Raw genomic sequence first — 19,493 nt, forward strand, 5'->3', positions numbered from 1 at the left:
GGGCCGGGGATGGGTCCGGGCATGGGTGGAAAGATGGCGCCAGGCGGATGATGGGTCTGGCCGTAAGGTTTGGCCCTCGTGCGGACTAATCCCGTCAGACCGCAAACCTGCCAGCCCCTTGCCGTCCGGCCGTCGCTCTTGCGACGGCAGTTCCGCTGCAGCAGCAGAATGGAGTGAGTGTCTGCAAAGCATTCGGCGTAGCGTCGCCGGTGCCGAAACGGTCCGTGGCTTTTTTCCGCCTTGCCGTCCTGAATGAAGCCGGTCGCGGCGTTCGCAATTACAATCGCCAGAATTACCCCGGCACATGGGGGCTTGATTCCGGACAACTGCGATGCCATCCCCAATCATGAGGCATGTCGCATCAGGCCACCCTTTCGTGGGGAATTTGCACGATTAGGCAAAAGCCCTTGCCGGGAGTGCTGTCGATGGTGAAGCTGCCACCCAGAAGGCGTGCCCGCTCCCGGATGCCAAGGAGTCCCAGCGATTTGCGTGGCCCGCTTGCGGAGGAGACCTTGTCCCAGCCCACCCCATTGTCTTGCACCCGCAACACAAGTTGGCCCTCTGACTGGGTGAGCTGAATATGCACGGTGGTCGCGTCGGCATGCCGGACGACATTGCTCAATGCCTCCTGGACAATGCGGAACATGGCGATTGCCGTCTGCGCGGGGACGTCAGCCTCGGCACCGTCCACGCTCACCGCCAATCCGTACCGGTTGGCAAAATCATCGGCCAACCACTCAATGGCAGGAATCATTCCCAACTCGTCCAGCAAGGCCGGCCGTAGGTCACTGGCAATGCGTCGGACCGAGGCAACAGTATTGTCGATGACGCCGTTTATGGCACCAATCTCGTCTAGCAGTCCTGCTGTGTCACGGCCCTCATCGACGTCCGCGCCGAGCATAGCCATGTCCATCTTAAGCGCGCTCAGGCGCTGGCCCAGGTCATCGTGCAGCTCGCGTGCAATGCGGCGCCTCTCCTCCTCGCGGGCAGCGAGTATCCCATCTGAAAGCTGTTGCAGTTCTTCCCGTGAGCGGCGCAGGGCCGCCTCCGCGCGTGCCCGCTCCGTGATATCACGCAGCATCACGGTATATAGCTTCGTGCCTTCGTGGGCCGTTTGCGAGATGGATGCTTCGATAGGGAATTCAGTGCCGTCACGACGCAGAGCGTAGAGTGCCCGTTGACGTCCCATCTGACGATCCGATACGCCCGTGATCCCAAACCGACGCACGTGCTCCTCATGAGCGGCCCGGTAGCGTTCGGGAATGAAGTCGCCGAGGGGGCGGCCAATCGCGAGTTCGGCGGGCCAGGCGAACAACGTCTCCGCCATTGGATTGAACAGCACTACGCGTTGTTCATTGTCCACGGTGATGATCGCTTCCATGGAGGAGCGGATAATTCCCGCCAATCGCGCCTCGCTTTCCTTCACAGGCTGAAGGCTTCGGTGCAGGGCTTCCTCAGCACGCACGCGTTCGGTGATATCGCGCAGCATCACAGTGTATAACTTGGCCTCGCCGACAGAGATCTGTGAAATGGATGCTTCGATAGGGAACTCGCTTCCGTCCCGACGCATGGCGCACAGCGCCCGTTGGAGTCCCATCTCGCGGTCCGAAACGCCCGTGATCCCAAACCGGCGCACATGCTCTGCATGGGCGGCCCGAAAGCGGTGGGGAATGAAGTCGCTCAGGGAGCGCCCGATTGCAAGTTCGGCCGGCCAGGCGAATAGCGTTTCTGCCATGGGATTGAACAGTACGACGCGCTGGTCACTGTCCACGGTGATGATCGCTTCCATCGAAGATCGGATGATCCCCGCCAACTGGGCTTCGCTATCCGCCACGCGTTGGATATCACTACTCCCTGTAAGCTTCCTCAGCCGGTTCCAGTAAAGTCCCACGGCGAGCCCGATGCCCGCGCCCGTCAAGAGCACCAACGGCGCCAGGAACTGCCGATACCATTCGACGGTAGCCATCAAGAAGCATCCCCCCGCGAGGAGGAGAACGGCCGTCACACTGCCAATCGCCATGGCAAGGGAGTGAGAACGTTCGGACGAAGGCTGCACCTTGCCCGCGGGCGCCAAAGGGTTGCTCATGGAATGGACGATGATTGTCTGAGAGTGCTTCTCGCCCCCCAAATATATAGGGCGGCACCGGCCAAAGCGCAATTTGAACCGAAAATGCGCCGTAATCGCCGCGTGCATCAAGGAGTGAGCGAATACGGCAGTACCGCCGACAGCCACTGCGGGTCCGCGCCGTGCCGAATCATCTCCGTGGCGCCGCGAACCGCGGCCCCTGCAGCCATCGACTATCTCCAGGGCTGGCTGGCGCGCCCTGCCTGCGGCCGAGGCTATTATCGGCCCGGTGCCTGTTGGACTAACATCACCATTACACAGTGCCTGATTCGGCGTGCAGCCGGGATTGCGCAGCCGCCAGCGCGGCAGGATCTGCGATCGCCTGAAGGCATCAGCGGGAGTATCCCAGCAACCGGCGCCAGTTACGCAGGGGATCGGGTTCGCCATGCACATCGGGTTTCGCAAGTTTGACCTCGGCTTGCTGCCAGTCGCGGCCGGCACGCTGGGCGCTGGCTTGCTGCTTTTTGCCTTCGGCGAAGCGCTCGCCGCGAGGCTCGCTTGGGCGGTTGGCGCGCTGGTCGTCGCCGGCGCGCTGATCGTCGCCATCGTGCGGTCGCTGCGCCGGAAGGAAGCGGGCGTCGATGTCCTGGCGCTGCTGGCGATCGGGCTGGCGCTGGCGCTTGGCGAATTCCTCGCGGCTGCCGTACTGGCCCTGATGATCGAGAGCGGCAGGGCCATTGAGAACTATGCGCAGGCCCGTTCCGAGCGGGAGATGTCCGCCCTGCTCAGCCGCGCCCCGCAGTCCGCCAACCGCTTCGAGGACGGAGAATGGCGCGCGGTTTCCCTCGATGTGGTCAGTCCGGGGGATCGCCTGTTGGTCCGGCATGGCGAAGTCGTACCCGTGGACGGCGCATTGCTGGGCCAGGCGACGCTGGACGAATCTGCCCTGACTGGCGAGTCGCTGCCACGGCAGCGACTCCCTGGCGAGACCGTGCGCAGCAGTGTGCTGAACGCCGGCACCCCGTTCGAGATGGTGGCAGCGACCACCGCGGCAGACAGCACCTTCGCCGGCATCGCCAGGCTGGTGCGCACCGCCCGCGCGGAGCGCCCGCCCGCGGCGCGGTTGGCCGACCGTTATGCACTGTGGCTGGTGCCTGTCACCCTGCTCGTCGCCGGGCTTGCCTGGCTTGCCAGTGGTGAACTCGCGCGGGCGCTGGCGGTGCTGGTGGTCGCCACCCCTTGTCCGTTGATCCTGGCCGTTCCGGTGGCGATTGTGTCCGGGGTGTCGCGTTGCGCCGGGCGCGGCGTGCTGGTCAAGGGCGGCGGCGCGCTTGAAAGGTTGTCGCAGGCGAGCATCCTCTTCTTCGACAAGACCGGGACGCTGACGGGCGGAAGGGCCCGCCTGGCGGCCATCGAGAGCGCGCCCGGATGGCCGGCGCCCGACGTGCTGCGCGTCGCCGCTTCGCTGTCCCAGGCCTCCGGGCATGTTGTCGCCGAAGCCATCACGACCGCGGCGCGCGAGCGAGGCCTGGCCCTGGACCTGCCGTCAGGCGTGACCGAGACCGCCGGTGCTGGCATTGCCGGGCGGGTTGGCGAGCACGTGGTGGCGGTGGGATCGCCCGCCTTTGCCGGCGGCGGCGATGCCGGGCCACCGTGGTGCCAGGCCATGCTGCAGCGCGCGGCCTTCGAAGGCGCCTCGGTCTCGCTGGTCACGGTCGACGGCGTGCTGGTTGGGGCACTGCAGTTCGTGGACCTGATTCGCATGGACACCCCGCGCGCGTTGCGCTTGCTGCGCAAGGCGGGCATACGGCGCCTGGCCATGCTCACGGGAGACCGGCTCGACGTCGCCGAGACCGTCGGCGAGATGCTGGGCGTGACCGAGGTCCATGCCAACCTCACCCCCTCGCAGAAGCTTGCCGCGATCGAGGCGGCGCGCCACGACGGCACTGTGCTGATGGTGGGCGACGGCGTGAACGATGCACCGGCGCTGGCCGCCGCGGACGTCGGCGTGGCCATGGGCGCACGAGGTGCCGCGGCATCGTCGGAAGCCGCGGATGTCGTGCTGCTGGTGGACCGGCTTGACCGGCTGGTGGACGCGGTGCGCATCGCCCGCCGGTCGCGCCGGCTGGCCGTGCAAAGCGCCATGGCCGGCATGGGCCTGTCGTTCGTCGCGATGGCGGTCGCCGCGTTCGGCTACCTGCCGCCACTGGCCGGCGCCATGCTGCAGGAGGTCATCGATGTGCTGGTCATTGCCAATGCGCTGCGCGCCCTGCGCGCCGACCCGTCGGTGCCGGCGGAACGCCTGTCCACGGCCGACGCCGAGAGCCTGAACCAGGAGCACGCCGCGCTGGCGCCGCTGATGGAACAGATCCGCAGCCTCGCGGACAGGTTGCCAGCCATGCCTGGCCACGCCGCGGGCACGGAACTGCGCCGCTTGTGCGCATCCCTCAGCGGAACACTTTTGCCCCACGAACAGCACGATGACGCGCAGCTCTATCCGCAACTCGCGCTGCTGGTCGGAGGCGAGGATCCGCTGGCGGCGATGAGCGCGATGCACCGCGAGATCTTCCGGGTGATCCGGCTACTGCAGCGGATGGCGGACGACTCACCGCCGGATGGGCCAGACGCCGGCAGGGTCAGGGAGTACCAGCGGCTGCTCTACGGGCTCGAGGCCGTATTGCGGCTGCACTGCGCGCAGGAGGACGAGCTGTTCCATGCGCTGCGCGAAGATGCGCCCACGGAGTGACGTTCTGCGCCGACGGTGGTAATTGATGGCGAAGCTGAGATGGCGTCACCAGACGGCGGTAACCGCGACGTTGCCGCGCGGCGAGCTGCAAAGCAGCCAGTCGTCCTCCAGTGTCCTCACGGGCAGGCGAAACGTCATGTCGAGTGCCTGGCCGTCGACGGCCATATCGCGGGTCCGGACCCAGCCCTGATAACCAATTGCCAGCCGATAGACGCCCGTGGGAAGCCGGAGATAGAACATCGGCCCGGTTGCGCTCGCATGCAATATCGAGCGCCCGTCCTGACTGGACACGAGGATGGCAGCATCCGGCAGCGGGTCCCCGCGTGCGGCGTCCACCATGGTCAGAGGCCAACGCAGGGTGAATGCTCCTCCTCTCCACAATGGCTGGGAAATATCGGGTTATACCGCCGCGCCCTTGTCAGGTTCCGCTGACAGCCCGGTGCGCACGGCGGACAAGCGCCGTCGCGATGCGCGTACAAGCTGCATGGCAGCAAGCCGACACGTTTTTCGGAACCGGCTGATTTCGGCGTCGCCGGCCGGCAACGATACTGCAGGCATACACGGGGCACACGGTTGCCCTCATCGGCAGGAAAACCGGGACCACCGGGGCAGGAGCGACCAGCACAACAAAGGCAACAAGGGGAAAAGCGATGAGCGACGATCACCACATCGGACACGCACAGCGCCTTGCGGCAATCTCCGCGGACATTCCTCTTGGCGCGCATCTGAAGACGGACCGCCGTGGTTATGTCCACCACGGCATTTATGTCGGCAACGGCGAGGTGGTGCACTATGTCGGGTTCAAAGGTTTCCTGCGTTGCGGCCCCGTCGAAAAGACCACCCTCGCCGGCTTTGCCGGCGGCTACGGCTTTCGCGTCGAGCCGGCCACGCAAGCGAGGTACGTCGAGGCGGAGATCGTACGGCGCGCGACTGCGCGGCTTGGAGAGGACGATTACCGCCTTCTTACCAACAACTGCGAGCACTTCTGCATCTGGTGCCTGTCTGGCGAGAGCCGCAGCGAGCAAGTGGAGGCGCTGCTGAGCCACCCGTGGCGCGCACTGCTGGCTATCGTGGGCGTACTCTGTAGCGCGGCGGGCATCCTGGGGCAGGATCTGGCCGACGTGACGGCATAGGGCGCCGCGGGGGCGAGTTGGCAGCCGGAGTCTGCGTGCCGAGGCTGCAGTTGAGGTGGCAGTTCACAACAGCGCAAGGGCGCAGGCGGCAAGGGACATGGAAAGTCAATGGGACGACGCGGCGTTGATGGCCGCCTTGCAGCAGCCGGACGCCTACCCCCACCCGGCGCCGGCAGTACAGGTCATCGAGACGCATATCTCCCGTGTCTTCCTGGCCGGGGACTTTGCTTACAAGGTGCGCAAGCCGGTGCGGTTCGACTTTGTCGACTTCTCCACCGCGCAGGCACGCCGCGACGACTGTGAGACCGAACTACGCCTGAACCGCCGGTTCGCACCTGCCCTGTATCTGGATGTGGTGCCGATCCTGGCGGGCCCCACGCCCGGCTCGGTGCGCATCGGTGGCGGCGGCATACCGATCGAGCATGCGGTCCGGATGCGGCGCTTCGACCAGCAAGACCTGCTCAGCGCAAGAATCGTTGCGGACCGGCTGGAGCCGGGCCATATCGATGCGCTGGCGCGCAGCATTGCATCCTTTCACCAGGCGCAGCCCCCTGCCGCCCCTTCCGATAGCTTTGGCACGCCGGCCCGCATCGACGCGACGCTTGCGGAGTGCCTGGGCGGCATTGGCCGGCTGACGTCGGCCACGCACCTGGCCAGCCGCGTGGCCCTGCGGGCGCGCAGCGAGGCCACCCGGCTGACGGATGCGTTCCGGGCACGCCTGCGCAACGGCCATGTACGCGAGTGCCATGGCGACCTGCATTTGGGCAACATCGTGCTGCTGAACGGCGTGCCGACCCCATTCGACTGCCTGGAGTTCGACGCCGCCCTGCGCTGGACCGACACCATCAGCGACCTGGCCTTCCCGGTCATGGACCTGCTGCACCATGGCCGACCGGCGCTGGCCTACCGGCTGCTCAACGGCTACCTGGAGCAGTCGGGAGACTACGGCGCGCTGGCCGTGTTGCCCTTCTATCTCGCCATGCGGGCCCTGGTGCGCGCGCGCGTGCTGCTGGAGCGCGGCTGCCAGAAGCACGCCGCGGGCGCGTCCATGGCGCCGGCGCAGGCCGAGGCAGGCAGGCTGCTGGCGCTGGCATGGCGATGCCTCAGCCGCCGTCGCGGGCCGATGGTGCTGATGCATGGGCTGTCCGGCAGCGGCAAGTCCACGGTTGCGGCACAGATGAGCGAGGCCGGGTCGATGGTACGCGTACGCTCCGACGCGGTACGCAAGGGCCTGCACCGCGGCGTGATGCCCGCGGGTGGCTGGTATGCCGCGAGCGAAACGGCACGGACCTACCGACGCCTGCTCGCGGTCTGCCGGCTCGGCTGCCGGGCCGGGTTCCCGATGCTTGCCGACGCGACTTTCCTGGTCCGCGCCGAGCGCGAACGCTTTGCTGCCCAGGCGCGCCGCCTTGGCGTGCCCTTCGCCATCGTCACCTGCGAAGCCAGCCCTGAGACACTGCGCGCCCGCATCGCCGCGCGTGCCCGGGCGGGCGGGGACCTGTCGGATGCCGACGACGGCGTGCTGGCGTGGCAGATGCGTGTCCAGGAGCCGCTGACCGAAGCCGAGCGTGCCTGCGTCGCCTCGCCGGGCAGCGTTACGGGCCCCGCCGCACCCGGCTGTGGCTGACGCCAGAGCTCGGCGCCGCCATCTAAAGCAGCGCCAGCACCCCTTGCTTTCACACCAGGGAAGGCCCCATCGACGCTGCTTGACGGAGCGCAATCCACGGCCGGGGGCAGCGCCTACATTCGTCCATACCGGTGCCATGCGCAGAGCGCTCGCGCCGCTCTTTGCAACAAATGCGAGCTCCCATGGACGAACTGAAGCGCATCCCCTACCAGCCCATCAAGGACCTGCTGCCACGCCCCGCCTCCGGCACGAGCGAGCGGGTCATCGCCCTGCCACAGCCGGACCGCACCAATGGCCTGCCGCTGATGGGGGCGCTGTGGCAGCGCATGAGCACCCGCGAGTTCGACGAGCAGCCGCTGCCACTGCAGCAGCTGAGCGAGCTGCTGTGGGCCGCGGCGGGCGTCAACCGCTCCCAGGGCGGCGGCCGCACAGCCCCTTCGCCGCACGGCGAGGCGGTGATCGACGTCTACGCGGCGCTGCCCGCCGGCCTCTACCGCTACGACCCGATCCACCATTGCCTGGTGCTGAAGCGCGCGGCAGACGTGCGCAGCATGACCGGCTACCAGGACTTCGTCGGCATGGCGCCGCTGGACCTGGTCTACGTCGCCAACCATGGCCGGATGCAGGACGTCCCGCCCAAGCTGCACGAGACCTTCGCTGCCGCCGCGGCCGGCGCCATGGTCCAGAACGCCTATCTCTACTGCGCCTCGGCCGGGCTGGGCGCGGTGGTGCGCGGCTGGCTTAACCGGCGCCAGCTGGCCGAGCATATGTCGCTGAACGAGGACGAGGAACCGATCCTGCCCCAGACCATCGGGCGTCCGGCTCCGCATGACAGCGCGCCGGTCTAGGCATCCTGGCCGGATCGCCACCACCTGACAACAGGAGACACCGACATGATCAAGAACCTCGGCAGTGCGGAACAGATCCGCAATGAAATTCTGCGGCGTCTGCAGGAAAACGCCGACCTCGGCGACACCTGCCGCGACTGCGACATCCCGTTGCCGCAGCGTGTCGACGCAACTGCCAACGGCGGCTGCAACTGGACCATCGACGCCTTCCCCGCTGTCCCGCCGGCATGCCTGGCCACGGTCAAGGCAGTCACGACCGAAATGATGCGCGAGTACGACCTGCGCTAGCCGGTCAGCGCCAGCCTCCCGGCCGCTGCCGGGGGGCGACCGTCGTTTTCGCGGTGGCGGCCCGCCAGGCGCTCAGTTGCCCTCGGCGGCATCCTCCGACTGTCACGCATAAAGCTGCTCGTGCCGGCGCTGGCATGCGGTACAGCGCTTCGCGGTCGGATATGCCTGCAGGCGCGAGAACGGGATCGGCTGCTGGCAATCGATGCAGGTGCCGTACTGGCCGTGCTGCATCCGCGCCCGCGCGGCGGCGATGTCGGCCAGTTGCATGCGGTAGTGTTCCAGCATCGCATCGTCCTGCCGCTGCAGGATTTCTTCGTCGGCAAGGTCGCCCTCGTCCCGCGCCTCACGCTGCGCCAATGGTGTCATCGGCGTGTCGGCGGAACCAACGGCGGCATGGATGCGCGCTTCGTCCGCGTCAAGCTGCGCCGCCAGCGAGACGGTTTCCTGCGCTGTGAGCTTGTTCATGACGGATCTCCTGAACCCGCTGGCGCCTGGAGTGCCAGCCGGATGCCGGCTGCCAGGCGCTCTGCTACGGGAATGCGGTTGGATGGGTGCGCAACGGTGTCGCACGTGACAATGTCGGCCGCGACCGCTTGCAGCCTGTCGGGAAGAGCTTGTCCTGGCGCATGTACGCGAGGTATGGCGCCACCAGTCCGACCCGCACGGCGCCACCTTCCCTGGCTGCGGCAGCGGGCCACAGCAGCGGCACCAGCCTGGCATCCGGACGGTCCAGCGTGCACACGACCATGGCTTCGCAACCGGCCACTGGCTGCAGCAGCCTGCCTGCCGTGCCCGCGCTAACGGCGGGTGACGGCCAGCGCGACCAGGGCGCCAGCCACGGCCGCGACAGCGGCGACGGAGCCCATGCTCTCCCAGGGATGTGCGTGGACGTAGCGATCCGTGGTGTCGGCCCATTGCGAGACACGCATGCGCGCCGCCTGGCGTTGCTCGGCGAGGCGGCCCTGGAGCGCGTGCAGGCGTGCGCTCAGCTGCGCGCGTGCCTGCGCGGTCTCCACGCCGGCTTCGTCGGCAACATCCCGCAACAATGCCTGTACATCCGCCAACAGCGTGTTGGCATCACGGGCTAGTGCTTCCTTGTGCGGCAAGAGCGCGGCGCGAGTATCGTTCATTTCATTCTCCTTTTCACTGAGTCATCGCCGTGCATCGCACGGCACCATGGAAATCCTGTCGAACTACAAGTTCCCGCCAGCCGCTGCAAAATGCTGGCAGAACCATTTTCCGGCGAGCTCGCCGACCTGTTCCAGCGCACCCGGCTGCTCGAACAGGTGAGTAGCGCCGGGAATCACCTCCAGCCGCTTCTCGCATTGCATCCATGCGGTGGCGCGCGCGTTGAGCTTCAGCACCACCGGATCCGCTTCGCCTACGATCATCAGCGTCGGGGCCTGCAGTTGGCGCAGCGCCTCGTGGCCTGCCAGGTCCACGCGGCCTCCGCGCGCCACCACCGCGTCGATCCGCATGCGCGGCGGCGGCTCAGCGGCGGCACGGATGGCCGCGGCAGCCCCCATACTGGCGGCGAAGTAGCCGAGCCGCAGGTGGCGATCGCGCGTCAGGTGCGCGACCGTGACCGTGGCAGCTTTGAGGCGTTCCCCGAGCAGGGCGATGTCGAATCGCTTCGACCTCCCGGCGTCCTCGTCCGGCGCCAACAGGTCAAACAGTAGCGTGCCCAGGCCCACCCGATTCAGCGTCGCTGCGACCCCGCGGCTGCGCACGCTGTAGCGCGAACTGCCGCTGCCATGTGCGAACAGGACCAGGCCGGATGCCGCTTCCGGCAGGGTAAGGTCGCCTGGCAGCGCGATGTCGCCGATATGGATCCGCACCTGTTCGATGGTGATGTGCTCCATGAGACTTCCCTTCCCCCCTCTTCCTGTCCTTGCCAACGGCCGCGCCACCATCGCGTCCTGTGCCAGTGCACGTTCAGTTCGGTCTCGGCGATGCCGAGGTCCATCGTCAGCGCTCCCCGCAGGCATATTGGATGGGGTTGCCGATGTCCCGCGCCAGTTGCATTTCCTTAGTCGTGCTGACGACGGGGCGCGTTCACACTGTTAAAGCTATGCGCCTGCGCGGCCATCGACTTGGGCTGGATCAAACAATGACCAGACACCTGCAGGCGACACCGCCTACATGACCCGCCGTAGCAGGTCGCGCAATGCCCCTCTTCCACCTGGATGAGACCAAGGCGCTGGAGCCGCTGGAGCCCGGGCATCCCGTGCCCGTACTGGACAGCGACCGGCCGGAATGAAGCGCGCCTGTCACAGGCGCGGGGCGCCACCCCGGGCTTGCGTTGCATCAACGTGCGGACCTGCACGGCAACTACCGTAGTAGCAAGCCCGACCCACTGATTGTCAATGCGGAGTTTTTCATGCCTGCCAGAACACTTATCTTCCACCAAGGCGCGCGCCGCATGATGCTGAGCGGCGTGGAACAACTGGCCCACGCGGTCAAGGTCACGCTGGGCCCGGGAGGCCGCAACGTGATCGTGGAGCGGCCCGACATGGTGCCGCTGGTCGCCAATTCCGGCGTGGTCGTGGCGAAGTCGGTGACGCTGGCCAATCCGTTCGCCGACATGGGCGCCCGCCTGCTCTGCGAGGCCGCGGTGCGCACCAGCGAGATCGCTGGCGATGGCACCACCACTGCGACCACGCTGGCCCACGCGATCGTGGCTGAGGGCGTGAAATACGTCGAAGCCGGCCACGACCCCATGCAACTCAAGCGCGGCATCGAGGCCGCCGGCAAGCTGGTCGCCAGCGCCTTGCTGGAAAGCGCCCGGCCCTGCAGCAGTACCGGCGAGATGCGCCAGATCGCCACGATCTCGGCCAGCGGCGACCAGACCGTCGGCACGCTGGTGGCGCAGGCTGTCGAGCGGGTCGGCAAGGATGGCGCAATCAGCGTGGAGGATGGCTCCAAGCTGGACGACGCACTCGACATCGCCGACGGCGCGCTGATCGATCGCGGCTACCTCTCGCCCTTGTTCGCGACCAACGAGAGCCGTGCCGTCGTGCTGGATTCGCCGCTGGTGCTGCTGTGCGACGCGAACATTGCCGCCATCGCGCAACTGCTGCCGGTCCTCGAGGCCGTGAGCCACGCTGGCCGGCCCTTGCTGGTCATCGCCAACGATGTGGAGGGCGAGGCCCTGGCCACGCTCGTGGTGAACAACCTGCGCGGCGCGCTGAAGAGCTGCGCAGTCAAGTCACCGGGTTTCGGCGACTCGCGCACCGAGCAGCTGGGCGACCTGGCCGCGCTGACCGGCGCCACGGTGGTCTCACCGCAGGCCGGCATCTCGCTCGAGCACGTCACGCTGGAACACCTTGGCGAAGCCCGCCGCGTGGAGGTCAACAAGGACACCACTACCCTGATCGGCTCCGGTGACGAACGCCCGCGCGTGGCCGAGCGCATTGCCGCCCTGCGCCTGCGCCTGGACGAGGTGCGCTCGGACTATGAGCGTGAGGCGCTGCAGCGGCGCCTGGCCCGGCTGGCCGGCGGCGTGGCTGTGATCAAGGTGGGTGCGGCCACCGAGAGCGCGCTGCACGAGCGCAAGAACCGCTTCCAGGATGCTTTGCACGCCACCCGCGCCGCGGTGGACGAAGGCATCGTCGCCGGCGGCGGCGTGGCGCTGCTGCGCGCCCGCGCTGCCCTCGAAGCCTGGCAGGCACCGAACGCCGAGCAGGCCGCCGGCGGCCACATCGTCCACGCGGCACTGGCCGCGCCGATGCGGCAGATCGCCGCCAACGCCGGTGCGGATGCCGACGCAGTGGTGCACCAGGTATGCGTCGGCTCGGGCACGCTCGGCTACGACGCCGGCACCGAGCGCTATGGCGACATGCTGGAACTCGGCGTGATCGACCCCGTCAAGGTGGTACGCACGGCCCTGCAAAATGCCGTGTCGATCGCCTCCCTGCTGCTGACGACGGACTGCATGATCGCGATTCACCGCAGCCCCGCCGGCCAGGGCGATGCCGGCATGCGCACGGGGTCGTCGATGTTCGGCGAAGAATACTGAGCAACGGTGCAGGCCTGAGCTAGCCGGGCCTGACTTCGATCTGGTTGACGACCGCGCTGACGCCCGGTGCAGACCAGGCCGCTTCGAATGCCGCCTCGCGCTCGGCCAGCGTGCGCAGAGTGCCGGTCAGCGTCACCGCGCCATCCCTCACCGTCACGGTTACCTGGTCGGCGTCGCTGGCAGCCTGGCGTGCGATGGCCGCCTGGATCCGTGCCGCCACGTCCTGCTTGTCGGCACGAGGCCGGATGGCGAGCGCATTGGTGACCCCGACCACGCCGAACAGTCCGGCCACGGCGTGCTCGGCGGCGGTGCGCTGGTAGTACCAGTCGACATCGCCGCTCAGGGTCACCACGCCGTGTTCGACCAGGATCCGGATACGGTCGGCCGGCACCGTCGCATCCCAGGACAGCACGTTGGCAGCGGCCCGGGCAATGTCGGCATCGGTGCGGCGCGCATCGTCGGGCAGGTGAACGTCCAGTTCCACGGCCAGCGCCCGCACGCCGGGAATGCGCCTGACGGCCGCTTCCGCCGAGTACTTCTCGGCAAAGGTTCCAAGGTGCCCGGTCAGCGTGACGACGCCGTCCTGGACCTGGACCCCGATCTCGTTGCCATGGACCGCAGGATCCCAGATCAGCGCCTCGGTCACGTCCTGCTGCAGCTGCCTGTCGCCCTTCATGGGTGCCCCCCGCTTGTGCGCGTCTTTACCGCCCTTTCAGGCAAGCCACGACCTCCGCATCCTCGACCTGCGAGAAGTCGCGGTAGAACTCCCCCACTGCCCGGAAGCCGGCCGGCGTCTCCAGGCATACCACCTCGTCGACATAGGGCTGCAACAGCTCCAGCGTCCGCGGTGGCGCCACCGGCACCGCGCAGACGAGCCGCGCGGGCTTCTGCTCGCGGATGGCGTGCAGCGCGGCGATCATCGAGGCCCCGGTCGCCAGGCCGTCGTCCACGATGATGACCTGTCGACCGGTGGCGCGGACCGGTTCCCGGCCCGGCGTGTAGGCGGCGCGGCGCCGCCGCAGCACCTCAAGCTGGGCCGCGCGCTCGCGGTCGATGTATTCGCTGTCGGCGCCTGCCGCGGCGGCATAGGGCGTAAGATAGGTCCACCCGCTCTCGTCTACGGCGCCGATGGCGAACTCCGGGTTGCCCGGTGCGCCGAGTTTGCGCACGAGCACGACGTCAAGGTCCGCGCCGAGCGCATCGGCAATGATGGCGCCCATCGGCACCGCACCGCGGGGCACGGCCAGCACCAGCGGCCGTTTTCCTGCGTGGCCAGCAAGCGCACGCGCCAGTTGTGCGGCGGCATCGGCCCTGTCAATGAATGGCATTACCCCCCTCCTTTGGCTGCCTGGGTGGCGGCTTACGCCGGATAGCCCACGCTCTGGGCCAGGATCACGCGCTGGTCGGGCGCCAGCCGCATGGCAGTGGCCAGCGCGCGGCGGTCCAGCAGCCCGCGCGCCACCGTGGCCAGCCCGGACGCGGCGCAGAAGAGGTAAACGTTCTGGCTGATATGCCCCGTATCCAGCGCGGTATAGAACTGGCGCAGCGGCTTGTCGGTCTCATCGAGCCTGGAGAGCCGGCTGACATAGACGAGATTCAATGGCGCCTCGGCAACATAGTCCTGCAGGCCGGTCGCCGCGCGCAGGTCTGCGCCGACGACCAGCCGAAGGCGCCAGTCCGCCGGTTCAAGCACGTACAGTCCGTCGCGCAGCGCCGCGTACAGGTCGATTTCCTGCCAGTTGCGGGTCGAGGGCGCAGTGCGCAGGCCGGTGCCCGGGCGGTTGACGCCGAAAGCCGCCCACAGCAGGGACGACAGCAGTGTGTCATCCAGGTTCCGCGCAGCAAAGTGTCGGGTCGAGCGGCGCTGCAGCAGCGCCGTCAGCAGCGGCATGCCGCCTTCGGTCTGCGGTGGCGGCAGCTTCAGGTATTCCGCGCCGGCTTCGGATAAAACGATGGGATGTGTCACGTCGTGCTCCGGATCGATGGGGTCGGCAACGCCCCCCTGGGATTAACGTAGGCGGCAAGCCGGCCCTGCCATTTGGGATGGATCAAAGGAAAGCCCGTTTGCTCGCGGCATGTAGCAGGACAGCTCGGTCCCGGCTCCTGATCGGCCTTGCCTCTCCGGGTGTCCGGCCACAATGCGCAGGCCGCCGGCCATGCGACCCCTGCGCTCTGACGAACCCGGCGCGGCTTGGCGATGCCGCGCGCCGCCCGACGCATTGCGCACTCCTTGCGATACGTCAAGCCCCGCCAAGGTTGCCCTCCTAGACTTATCCAGACCTGCGCGCCCCGGGGCAGGCCAGCCGCTTGACTATAGGAGTTCCTCCATGCCAGACCAGACCGATCCCGCCTTCGAACTCGCGCGCTGCGCCGAGCAGTCCGCCCTGCGCATTTGGCTGCGCTGGGAAGAATCGCGCCAGATGCTGCTCAGGCTCCGCCTCAAGGCCCTGGACGAGGACATCAAAGGCACCCGGCAGGCGCTCGCCCGCGTCAACGATGCGCCAGACTGGAACGCCTTCCATGGCCTGCCCGCTCAGATTCTGGCCGCGCAGGTCGAGCGCAACGCCGCACATGCACGCGACATTGGCGGTCTTTACATAGAAATGGCCTCGGCCTTCATGGAGCACCTGCGCGAGTCGACCGAAGCCTGGCAGGACTACCAGCAAAGGGTCATGGTGGAGGGAGGCGGCTACGCGCCCTTTGCGGAATCGGCGCGCGAAATGTTCGACAACGTCGGCCGCCTGATGGCCGTCCCTACCCCAGGCGCGAAGGCCCCGGCGCGCCCCGCCGGCGCGTCACGGAGCTGACGAGATGGCCGGACAACGCATTGCCCTGGTAACGGGAGGCATGGGCGGCCTCGGCGAAGCGATTGCCGTGCGGCTGCTGGCCGACGGCGCGCGCGTCGTGGTGACGCACTCCGTACACAATGACCACGTGGCCCAGTGGCTCGGCACGCAACGCTCCGCCGGCCGCGAATTCACGGCGTTCCCGGTCGACGTGACGGACTTCGCGTCCTGCCAGCGCTGCGTGTCGCAAGTGCGCAGCGAGCTCGGCGACGTCGATATTCTGATCAACAATGCCGGGGTCACGCGCGACCGGACCCTGCGCAAGATGGATAAGGCTGACTGGGACTTCGTGCTGCGCACGGACCTCGACTCGCTCTTTCATATGACGCGGCCGCTGGTTGAGCCGATGTTGGCGCGCGGTTGGGGCCGGATCGTCAATATTTCTTCGGTCAATGCCTCGCGGGGCGCCTTTGGCCAGACCAACTATGCCGCCGCCAAGGCGGGGGTACATGGCTTCACCAAGGCGCTGGCGCTGGAACTCGCACGCAAAGGCATCACCGTCAACACCGTTTCGCCGGGCTACCTGGATACGCACATGGTGACGGACATGCCCGCCGAGATCCTCGAGCGGGACGTGTTGCCGACTATCCCGGTCGGCCGGCTAGGCAAGCCGGCCGAGGTCGCGGCGCTGATCTCTTACCTGTGCAGCGACGACGGGGCCTTCGTCACTGGCGCGAATTTTGCCATCAACGGCGGGCAACACCTGCAATGAGGATCGACGACAGGACGTCACCGCCCAGCCTGTCGGCCATGCCGGAATGCGCGCCGCAGGCCGCCATACCGGCGCAAGTCTGGATGGACAAGCAGATCCGCGCCGGCCTGGCCCGTGCCACCGGGGGCCTGTCGGTGATCTCGGCAAGTCTGGCCGGACTCGACTGGGCGCTGCAGCTCGGCATCTCCCCGGCAAAGATTGTGCAGGCATGGCAGGTGTGGCTGCAGCACAGCATCGAGGACTGGCCACGGCTGTTGCCGACCGCGGCCGAGCCGCCGTCCGTTGACCTCAGCGATCAGCGCTTTGCCGATGCCGGCTGGCAGGACTGGCCTTATCGCTGCTGGCGCGATGCGTTCATGCGCAACGAAGCCTTCTGGGAGTCGCTGACGCAGGATATTGACGGCCTGTCGCGTCATCACCAGCACATCGTCGCCTTCTGCGCCCGGCAATGGCTTGACCTGCTCGCGCCCGGCAATGTTTGGTGGATGAATCCGACCATTGCCAGGACCGCCTCGAGCACCTTCGGCGCCAACTTCCTGCAAGGCGCCCATCACTGGCTGCAGGACGCCAGTGAGCTGTTGTCAAAGGTGCCTGGGCTGCCTGCGGGGCGCCCCGCGCTGGAATTTCTACCCGGGCGCGACGTGGCGCGCACGCCTGGCAAGGTGGTGTTCCGCAACGCACTAATTGAACTGATCGAGTATGCGCCCGCCCTTGGCGCCAATACAGTCTGGCGCGAGCCGGTGCTGATCGTGCCGTCCTGGATCATGCGGTACTACATCCTCGACCTGAAGCCCGAGGATTCGCTGGTGCGCTACCTGGTCGAGAGCGGCCATACCGTGTTCATGATTTCATGGAAGAACCCGGACGCCTCGGCCCGCGACTTCGGGCTTGACACCTATCTGGAGGCCGGGCTTCTGACCGCGCTCAACACCGTGCACGCGCGCTGCGACGGCGCGCACGTCCACGCCGCCGGGTATTGCCTGGGCGGCACCCTGCTTGCCACGGGTGCCGCCATGCTCGCCCGCGACGCCGCCGGCGGGCCACTGGCCAGCATGACGCTCTTTGCGGCAGAGACCGATTTCCATGATCCGGGCGAACTGGGCCTGTTCATCGACAAGAGCTCGCTCGCCACGCTCGACGCCCTCATGTGGAGTCAGGGATATCTGGACGGGCCTCAGATGAAGTCTGCCTTTCAGATGCTGAACGCCCAGGACCTGATCTGGTCGCGCGTAATGAGCGAGTATTTGCTCGGCCAACGTTTGCGCGCCAACGATCTGGTCTCCTGGAACCGCGACACCACCCGCTTGCCTTACCGCCTGCATTCGGAATGCCTGCACAAGCTGTTCCTGGGCAATGAGCTGGCCACCGGCAAGCTGTGCGTGGGCGGACAGCCCGTCGCCCTGTCGGACCTCGACCTCCCGCTTTTCGTGGTTGGCACCGAACACGACCACGTCTCGCCCTGGCGCTCCGTGTACAAGCTGCACTTACTGACCAAGGCTGAACTGACCTTCTTGCTGACCTCGGGCGGCCACAACGCAGGCATCGTGTCCGAGCCGGGCCACCCGGGCCGGCGCTACCATGTGCATACGCGATTGCCCGCCGCGCCCTACCTGAGCCCGGAGCAATTCCTCAACGTAGCTGTGTACCGCGACGGTTCCTGGTGGCCGGCGTGGCATGACTGGCTAGTGGCCCACTCGACAGCGCGCTGCACGCGACAGGCGCCGGGCCAGGGGCTCGCGGACGCTCCTGGTACCTACGTGCTGGAACCCTAGCCTCTTGTTCACTGTGCTGCGCCTGGCAACCTTGCGAGCGGGCAAACTTTCGGGTAGCCGGATCGAATGGAAACATGCCGTCGGACACGGGAAATACCGGCCGACGCCTAAGGAACTCATTCCAGAAACCCCGCGCAAGCTGGTGGAGTGTTCGGTTGTGTCCCACATCCCGCTCCCTGGCAGCAGCCGAACCGCACCGCACCTCACTTCATCGCATCGCCGAGGCGTTGCGGCAATATCAGTGCGACATCAGGACCGGCACTGTCATCGACTCAAGCAACGTGCGGGTGACACCGCCAAGGACCAGCTCGTGCACCCGGCTGTGCCCGTAGGCCCCCATGACGATCAGGTCAGCATTTCGGTCCGCGGCGTGTGAGAGTAACATCTGGCCGACGTCTTCGCCGTCTTCCGCTCCAAACGTGCAAAGCTGCACCGCCACGCCATGCCGACCCAGCCAGTCCACGGCATGCTGAGGCGGCGAAACCCATGTCCCCTTCAGAAGCCCAGACGGTGTCCACGAGACCACCTCCACAGTGCCCGCGCGCTGCAGGAGCGGGAGCGCATCGCGGATGGCCCGCGCCGACTCGCGGCTGCCGTTCCACGCCACCATGATGTTCTTGCCAACGCTCGGGAACCGGCCCGCATACGGAACCACCAGCACCGGCCGCCCGCATCCCAGCACAATGGATTCAACAAAGCCGGGCTCGGCGTAGGCGGCTTCATCAGTGGGATCGTGCTGTCCGAGGATGACAAGATCCGCCCGATGCGCCTCTGCCTGGACCGTTGCCGCCGTGGCCCAGTCCGGCGCCCGCCATTCCGTAATGACGGTTACCTCGTCCGTTGCGCCCATCAGGGCGTGACGGGCCCGCTCGCCGACCTGATGCCGCCATTCGGTGTAAGAGGCAAGATTGCGGTCACCGTCCACCAGGTAGCGCACGGCAGTGGGATCCGGCTTGCCGACGGCTAGCAGGCCAACCAGCGTGGAATGAAACTCCAGCGCCAGCCGGGTGGCGAGGTGCAGCCGGTCGTACACGCGGCGGCCGGCATCGAGATGAACCAGGATCGTTGCGTAGTCCATGGATTGACTCCATCAGGCAGCCCCGGACGGAGCTTTTCTTGAATCTATATCGCCACCCCGCCCCGGATTTGTCGTGCATCAAGCCGTCTTCGTGTCCGCGCTACAGGCAATACCGCTGGCACCAGGTACGAGTTGGCCCAGGCTGCCTGCCGCCAGCGCGGCGGTGCGTGGCTTCGGCGGCCGCAGCAGGTCCGGTACGGCGGTACACGCTGTGCATAGCGGCACCAACGCGCAGGCGGCAAGCCTGCGCCATCCTGGCCGTTTCTCCGGCGTGCATGACTGCAAGCGATTCTTCATGGGTAGCTCCTTGTAAGGACGCGCACCGCCCGGTGGCGGCTGCCGCCGGCCAGGACGTGCGCC

General features: G+C 67.2%; 19 protein-coding genes and 1 pseudogene. 9 read left to right on the forward strand and 11 right to left on the reverse strand.

The genetic code is table 11. The features are described from left to right. Window positions 1–338, reverse strand: a 338-nt coding sequence (locus AC3WQZ_RS12155) for a hypothetical protein (RefSeq protein ID WP_492300614.1), incomplete at its 3' end; no start/stop codon positions are given. A gap of 23 nt (window positions 339–361) precedes the next feature. Continuing rightward, on the reverse strand, window positions 362–1,966 hold the full coding sequence (locus tag AC3WQZ_RS12160) for a PAS domain-containing sensor histidine kinase (protein WP_492300643.1): 1,605 nt from the start codon (window positions 1,964–1,966) through the stop codon (window positions 362–364). Window positions 1,967–2,510: 544 nt separating this feature from the next. Between AC3WQZ_RS12160 and AC3WQZ_RS12165 the strand changes: the two genes are divergently transcribed. Continuing rightward, window positions 2,511–4,811: a heavy metal translocating P-type ATPase gene (locus tag AC3WQZ_RS12165; RefSeq protein WP_492300615.1), complete on the forward strand. Its 2,301-nt coding sequence runs from the start codon at window positions 2,511–2,513 to the stop codon at window positions 4,809–4,811. Window positions 4,812–4,856: 45 nt separating this feature from the next. Here the strand turns inward: AC3WQZ_RS12165 and AC3WQZ_RS12170 are convergent, their stop codons facing one another. Further along, window positions 4,857–5,150, reverse strand: a complete 294-nt coding sequence (locus tag AC3WQZ_RS12170; protein WP_010809973.1) for a peptidase associated/transthyretin-like domain-containing protein — start codon at window positions 5,148–5,150, stop codon at window positions 4,857–4,859. Window positions 5,151–5,461: 311 nt separating this feature from the next. On the opposite strand from AC3WQZ_RS12170, the gene AC3WQZ_RS12175 reads away from it, so the two are divergent. From AC3WQZ_RS12175 to AC3WQZ_RS12190, 4 genes are all read left to right on the forward strand, one after another. Further along, on the forward strand, window positions 5,462–5,944 hold the full coding sequence (locus tag AC3WQZ_RS12175; protein WP_010809972.1) for a lecithin retinol acyltransferase family protein: 483 nt from the start codon (window positions 5,462–5,464) through the stop codon (window positions 5,942–5,944). Window positions 5,945–6,041: 97 nt separating this feature from the next. Then, entirely contained in the window at window positions 6,042–7,571 is a 1,530-nt protein-coding gene (locus AC3WQZ_RS12180) for a bifunctional aminoglycoside phosphotransferase/ATP-binding protein (RefSeq protein ID WP_010809971.1), read from the forward strand. A 182-nt stretch (window positions 7,572–7,753) separates the two neighbouring features. Continuing rightward, complete coding sequence (locus tag AC3WQZ_RS12185; protein WP_492300617.1) at window positions 7,754–8,419, forward strand: SagB/ThcOx family dehydrogenase; 666 nt, start codon at window positions 7,754–7,756, stop codon at window positions 8,417–8,419. Between the two features lie 45 nt (window positions 8,420–8,464). Next, window positions 8,465–8,707, forward strand: a complete 243-nt coding sequence (locus AC3WQZ_RS12190) for a hypothetical protein (protein WP_010809969.1) — start codon at window positions 8,465–8,467, stop codon at window positions 8,705–8,707. Between the two features lie 102 nt (window positions 8,708–8,809). Here the strand turns inward: AC3WQZ_RS12190 and AC3WQZ_RS12195 are convergent, their stop codons facing one another. The 4 genes and pseudogenes from AC3WQZ_RS12195 to AC3WQZ_RS12210 form a co-directional block, all read right to left on the reverse strand. After that, window positions 8,810–9,172, reverse strand: coding sequence for a TraR/DksA family transcriptional regulator (locus tag AC3WQZ_RS12195; protein ID WP_010809968.1), 363 nt, complete (start codon window positions 9,170–9,172; stop codon window positions 8,810–8,812). 133 nt (window positions 9,173–9,305) lie between these two features. Further along, window positions 9,306–9,488 (reverse strand): annotated as a pseudogene (locus AC3WQZ_RS12200) (ribose-phosphate pyrophosphokinase-like domain-containing protein); the annotation flags it as partial. A gap of 16 nt (window positions 9,489–9,504) precedes the next feature. Continuing rightward, complete coding sequence (locus AC3WQZ_RS12205; RefSeq protein WP_010809966.1) at window positions 9,505–9,837, reverse strand: ElaB/YgaM/YqjD family protein; 333 nt, start codon at window positions 9,835–9,837, stop codon at window positions 9,505–9,507. Between the two features lie 63 nt (window positions 9,838–9,900). Further along, window positions 9,901–10,569 (reverse strand): dienelactone hydrolase family protein, encoded by a 669-nt coding sequence (locus AC3WQZ_RS12210; protein ID WP_010809965.1) that lies wholly within the window; start codon window positions 10,567–10,569, stop codon window positions 9,901–9,903. A gap of 518 nt (window positions 10,570–11,087) precedes the next feature. Between AC3WQZ_RS12210 and groL the strand changes: the two genes are divergently transcribed. After that, a complete protein-coding gene (gene groL / locus AC3WQZ_RS12215; RefSeq protein ID WP_492300619.1) occupies window positions 11,088–12,725 on the forward strand; it encodes a chaperonin GroEL in 1,638 nt (545 codons plus the stop codon). 19 nt (window positions 12,726–12,744) lie between these two features. Here groL and AC3WQZ_RS12220 read toward each other — a convergent pair whose 3' ends face one another. Genes AC3WQZ_RS12220 through AC3WQZ_RS12230 form a run of 3 tightly spaced genes read right to left on the reverse strand, consistent with a single transcriptional unit; the run spans window position 12,745 to window position 14,691 of the window. Continuing rightward, window positions 12,745–13,401: a BON domain-containing protein gene (locus AC3WQZ_RS12220; RefSeq protein ID WP_010809962.1), complete on the reverse strand. Its 657-nt coding sequence runs from the start codon at window positions 13,399–13,401 to the stop codon at window positions 12,745–12,747. 25 nt (window positions 13,402–13,426) lie between these two features. Beyond that, window positions 13,427–14,053, reverse strand: coding sequence for a phosphoribosyltransferase (locus AC3WQZ_RS12225; RefSeq protein ID WP_010809961.1), 627 nt, complete (start codon window positions 14,051–14,053; stop codon window positions 13,427–13,429). A 32-nt stretch (window positions 14,054–14,085) separates the two neighbouring features. Further along, a complete protein-coding gene (locus AC3WQZ_RS12230) occupies window positions 14,086–14,691 on the reverse strand; it encodes a nitroreductase family protein (protein WP_011615448.1) in 606 nt (201 codons plus the stop codon). A gap of 361 nt (window positions 14,692–15,052) precedes the next feature. Between AC3WQZ_RS12230 and AC3WQZ_RS12235 the strand changes: the two genes are divergently transcribed. The 3 genes from AC3WQZ_RS12235 to AC3WQZ_RS12245 are packed head-to-tail and all read left to right on the forward strand — an operon-like array spanning window position 15,053 to window position 18,055. Further along, window positions 15,053–15,532 (forward strand): hypothetical protein, encoded by a 480-nt coding sequence (locus tag AC3WQZ_RS12235; protein WP_010809959.1) that lies wholly within the window; start codon window positions 15,053–15,055, stop codon window positions 15,530–15,532. A gap of 4 nt (window positions 15,533–15,536) precedes the next feature. Continuing rightward, window positions 15,537–16,283: an acetoacetyl-CoA reductase gene (phbB, locus tag AC3WQZ_RS12240; protein WP_010809958.1), complete on the forward strand. Its 747-nt coding sequence runs from the start codon at window positions 15,537–15,539 to the stop codon at window positions 16,281–16,283. Next, window positions 16,280–18,055 (forward strand): PHA/PHB synthase family protein, encoded by a 1,776-nt coding sequence (locus tag AC3WQZ_RS12245; RefSeq protein WP_492297422.1) that lies wholly within the window; start codon window positions 16,280–16,282, stop codon window positions 18,053–18,055. Before phbB ends, AC3WQZ_RS12245 begins: the two co-directional genes overlap by 4 nt. Before the next feature lie 238 nt (window positions 18,056–18,293). Here AC3WQZ_RS12245 and AC3WQZ_RS12250 read toward each other — a convergent pair whose 3' ends face one another. Further along, window positions 18,294–19,133 (reverse strand): universal stress protein, encoded by an 840-nt coding sequence (locus tag AC3WQZ_RS12250; protein WP_492300622.1) that lies wholly within the window; start codon window positions 19,131–19,133, stop codon window positions 18,294–18,296. Window positions 19,134–19,493 lie beyond the last annotated feature (360 nt).

It is taken from the genome of Cupriavidus sp. FW305-26 (genome assembly GCF_058787975.1).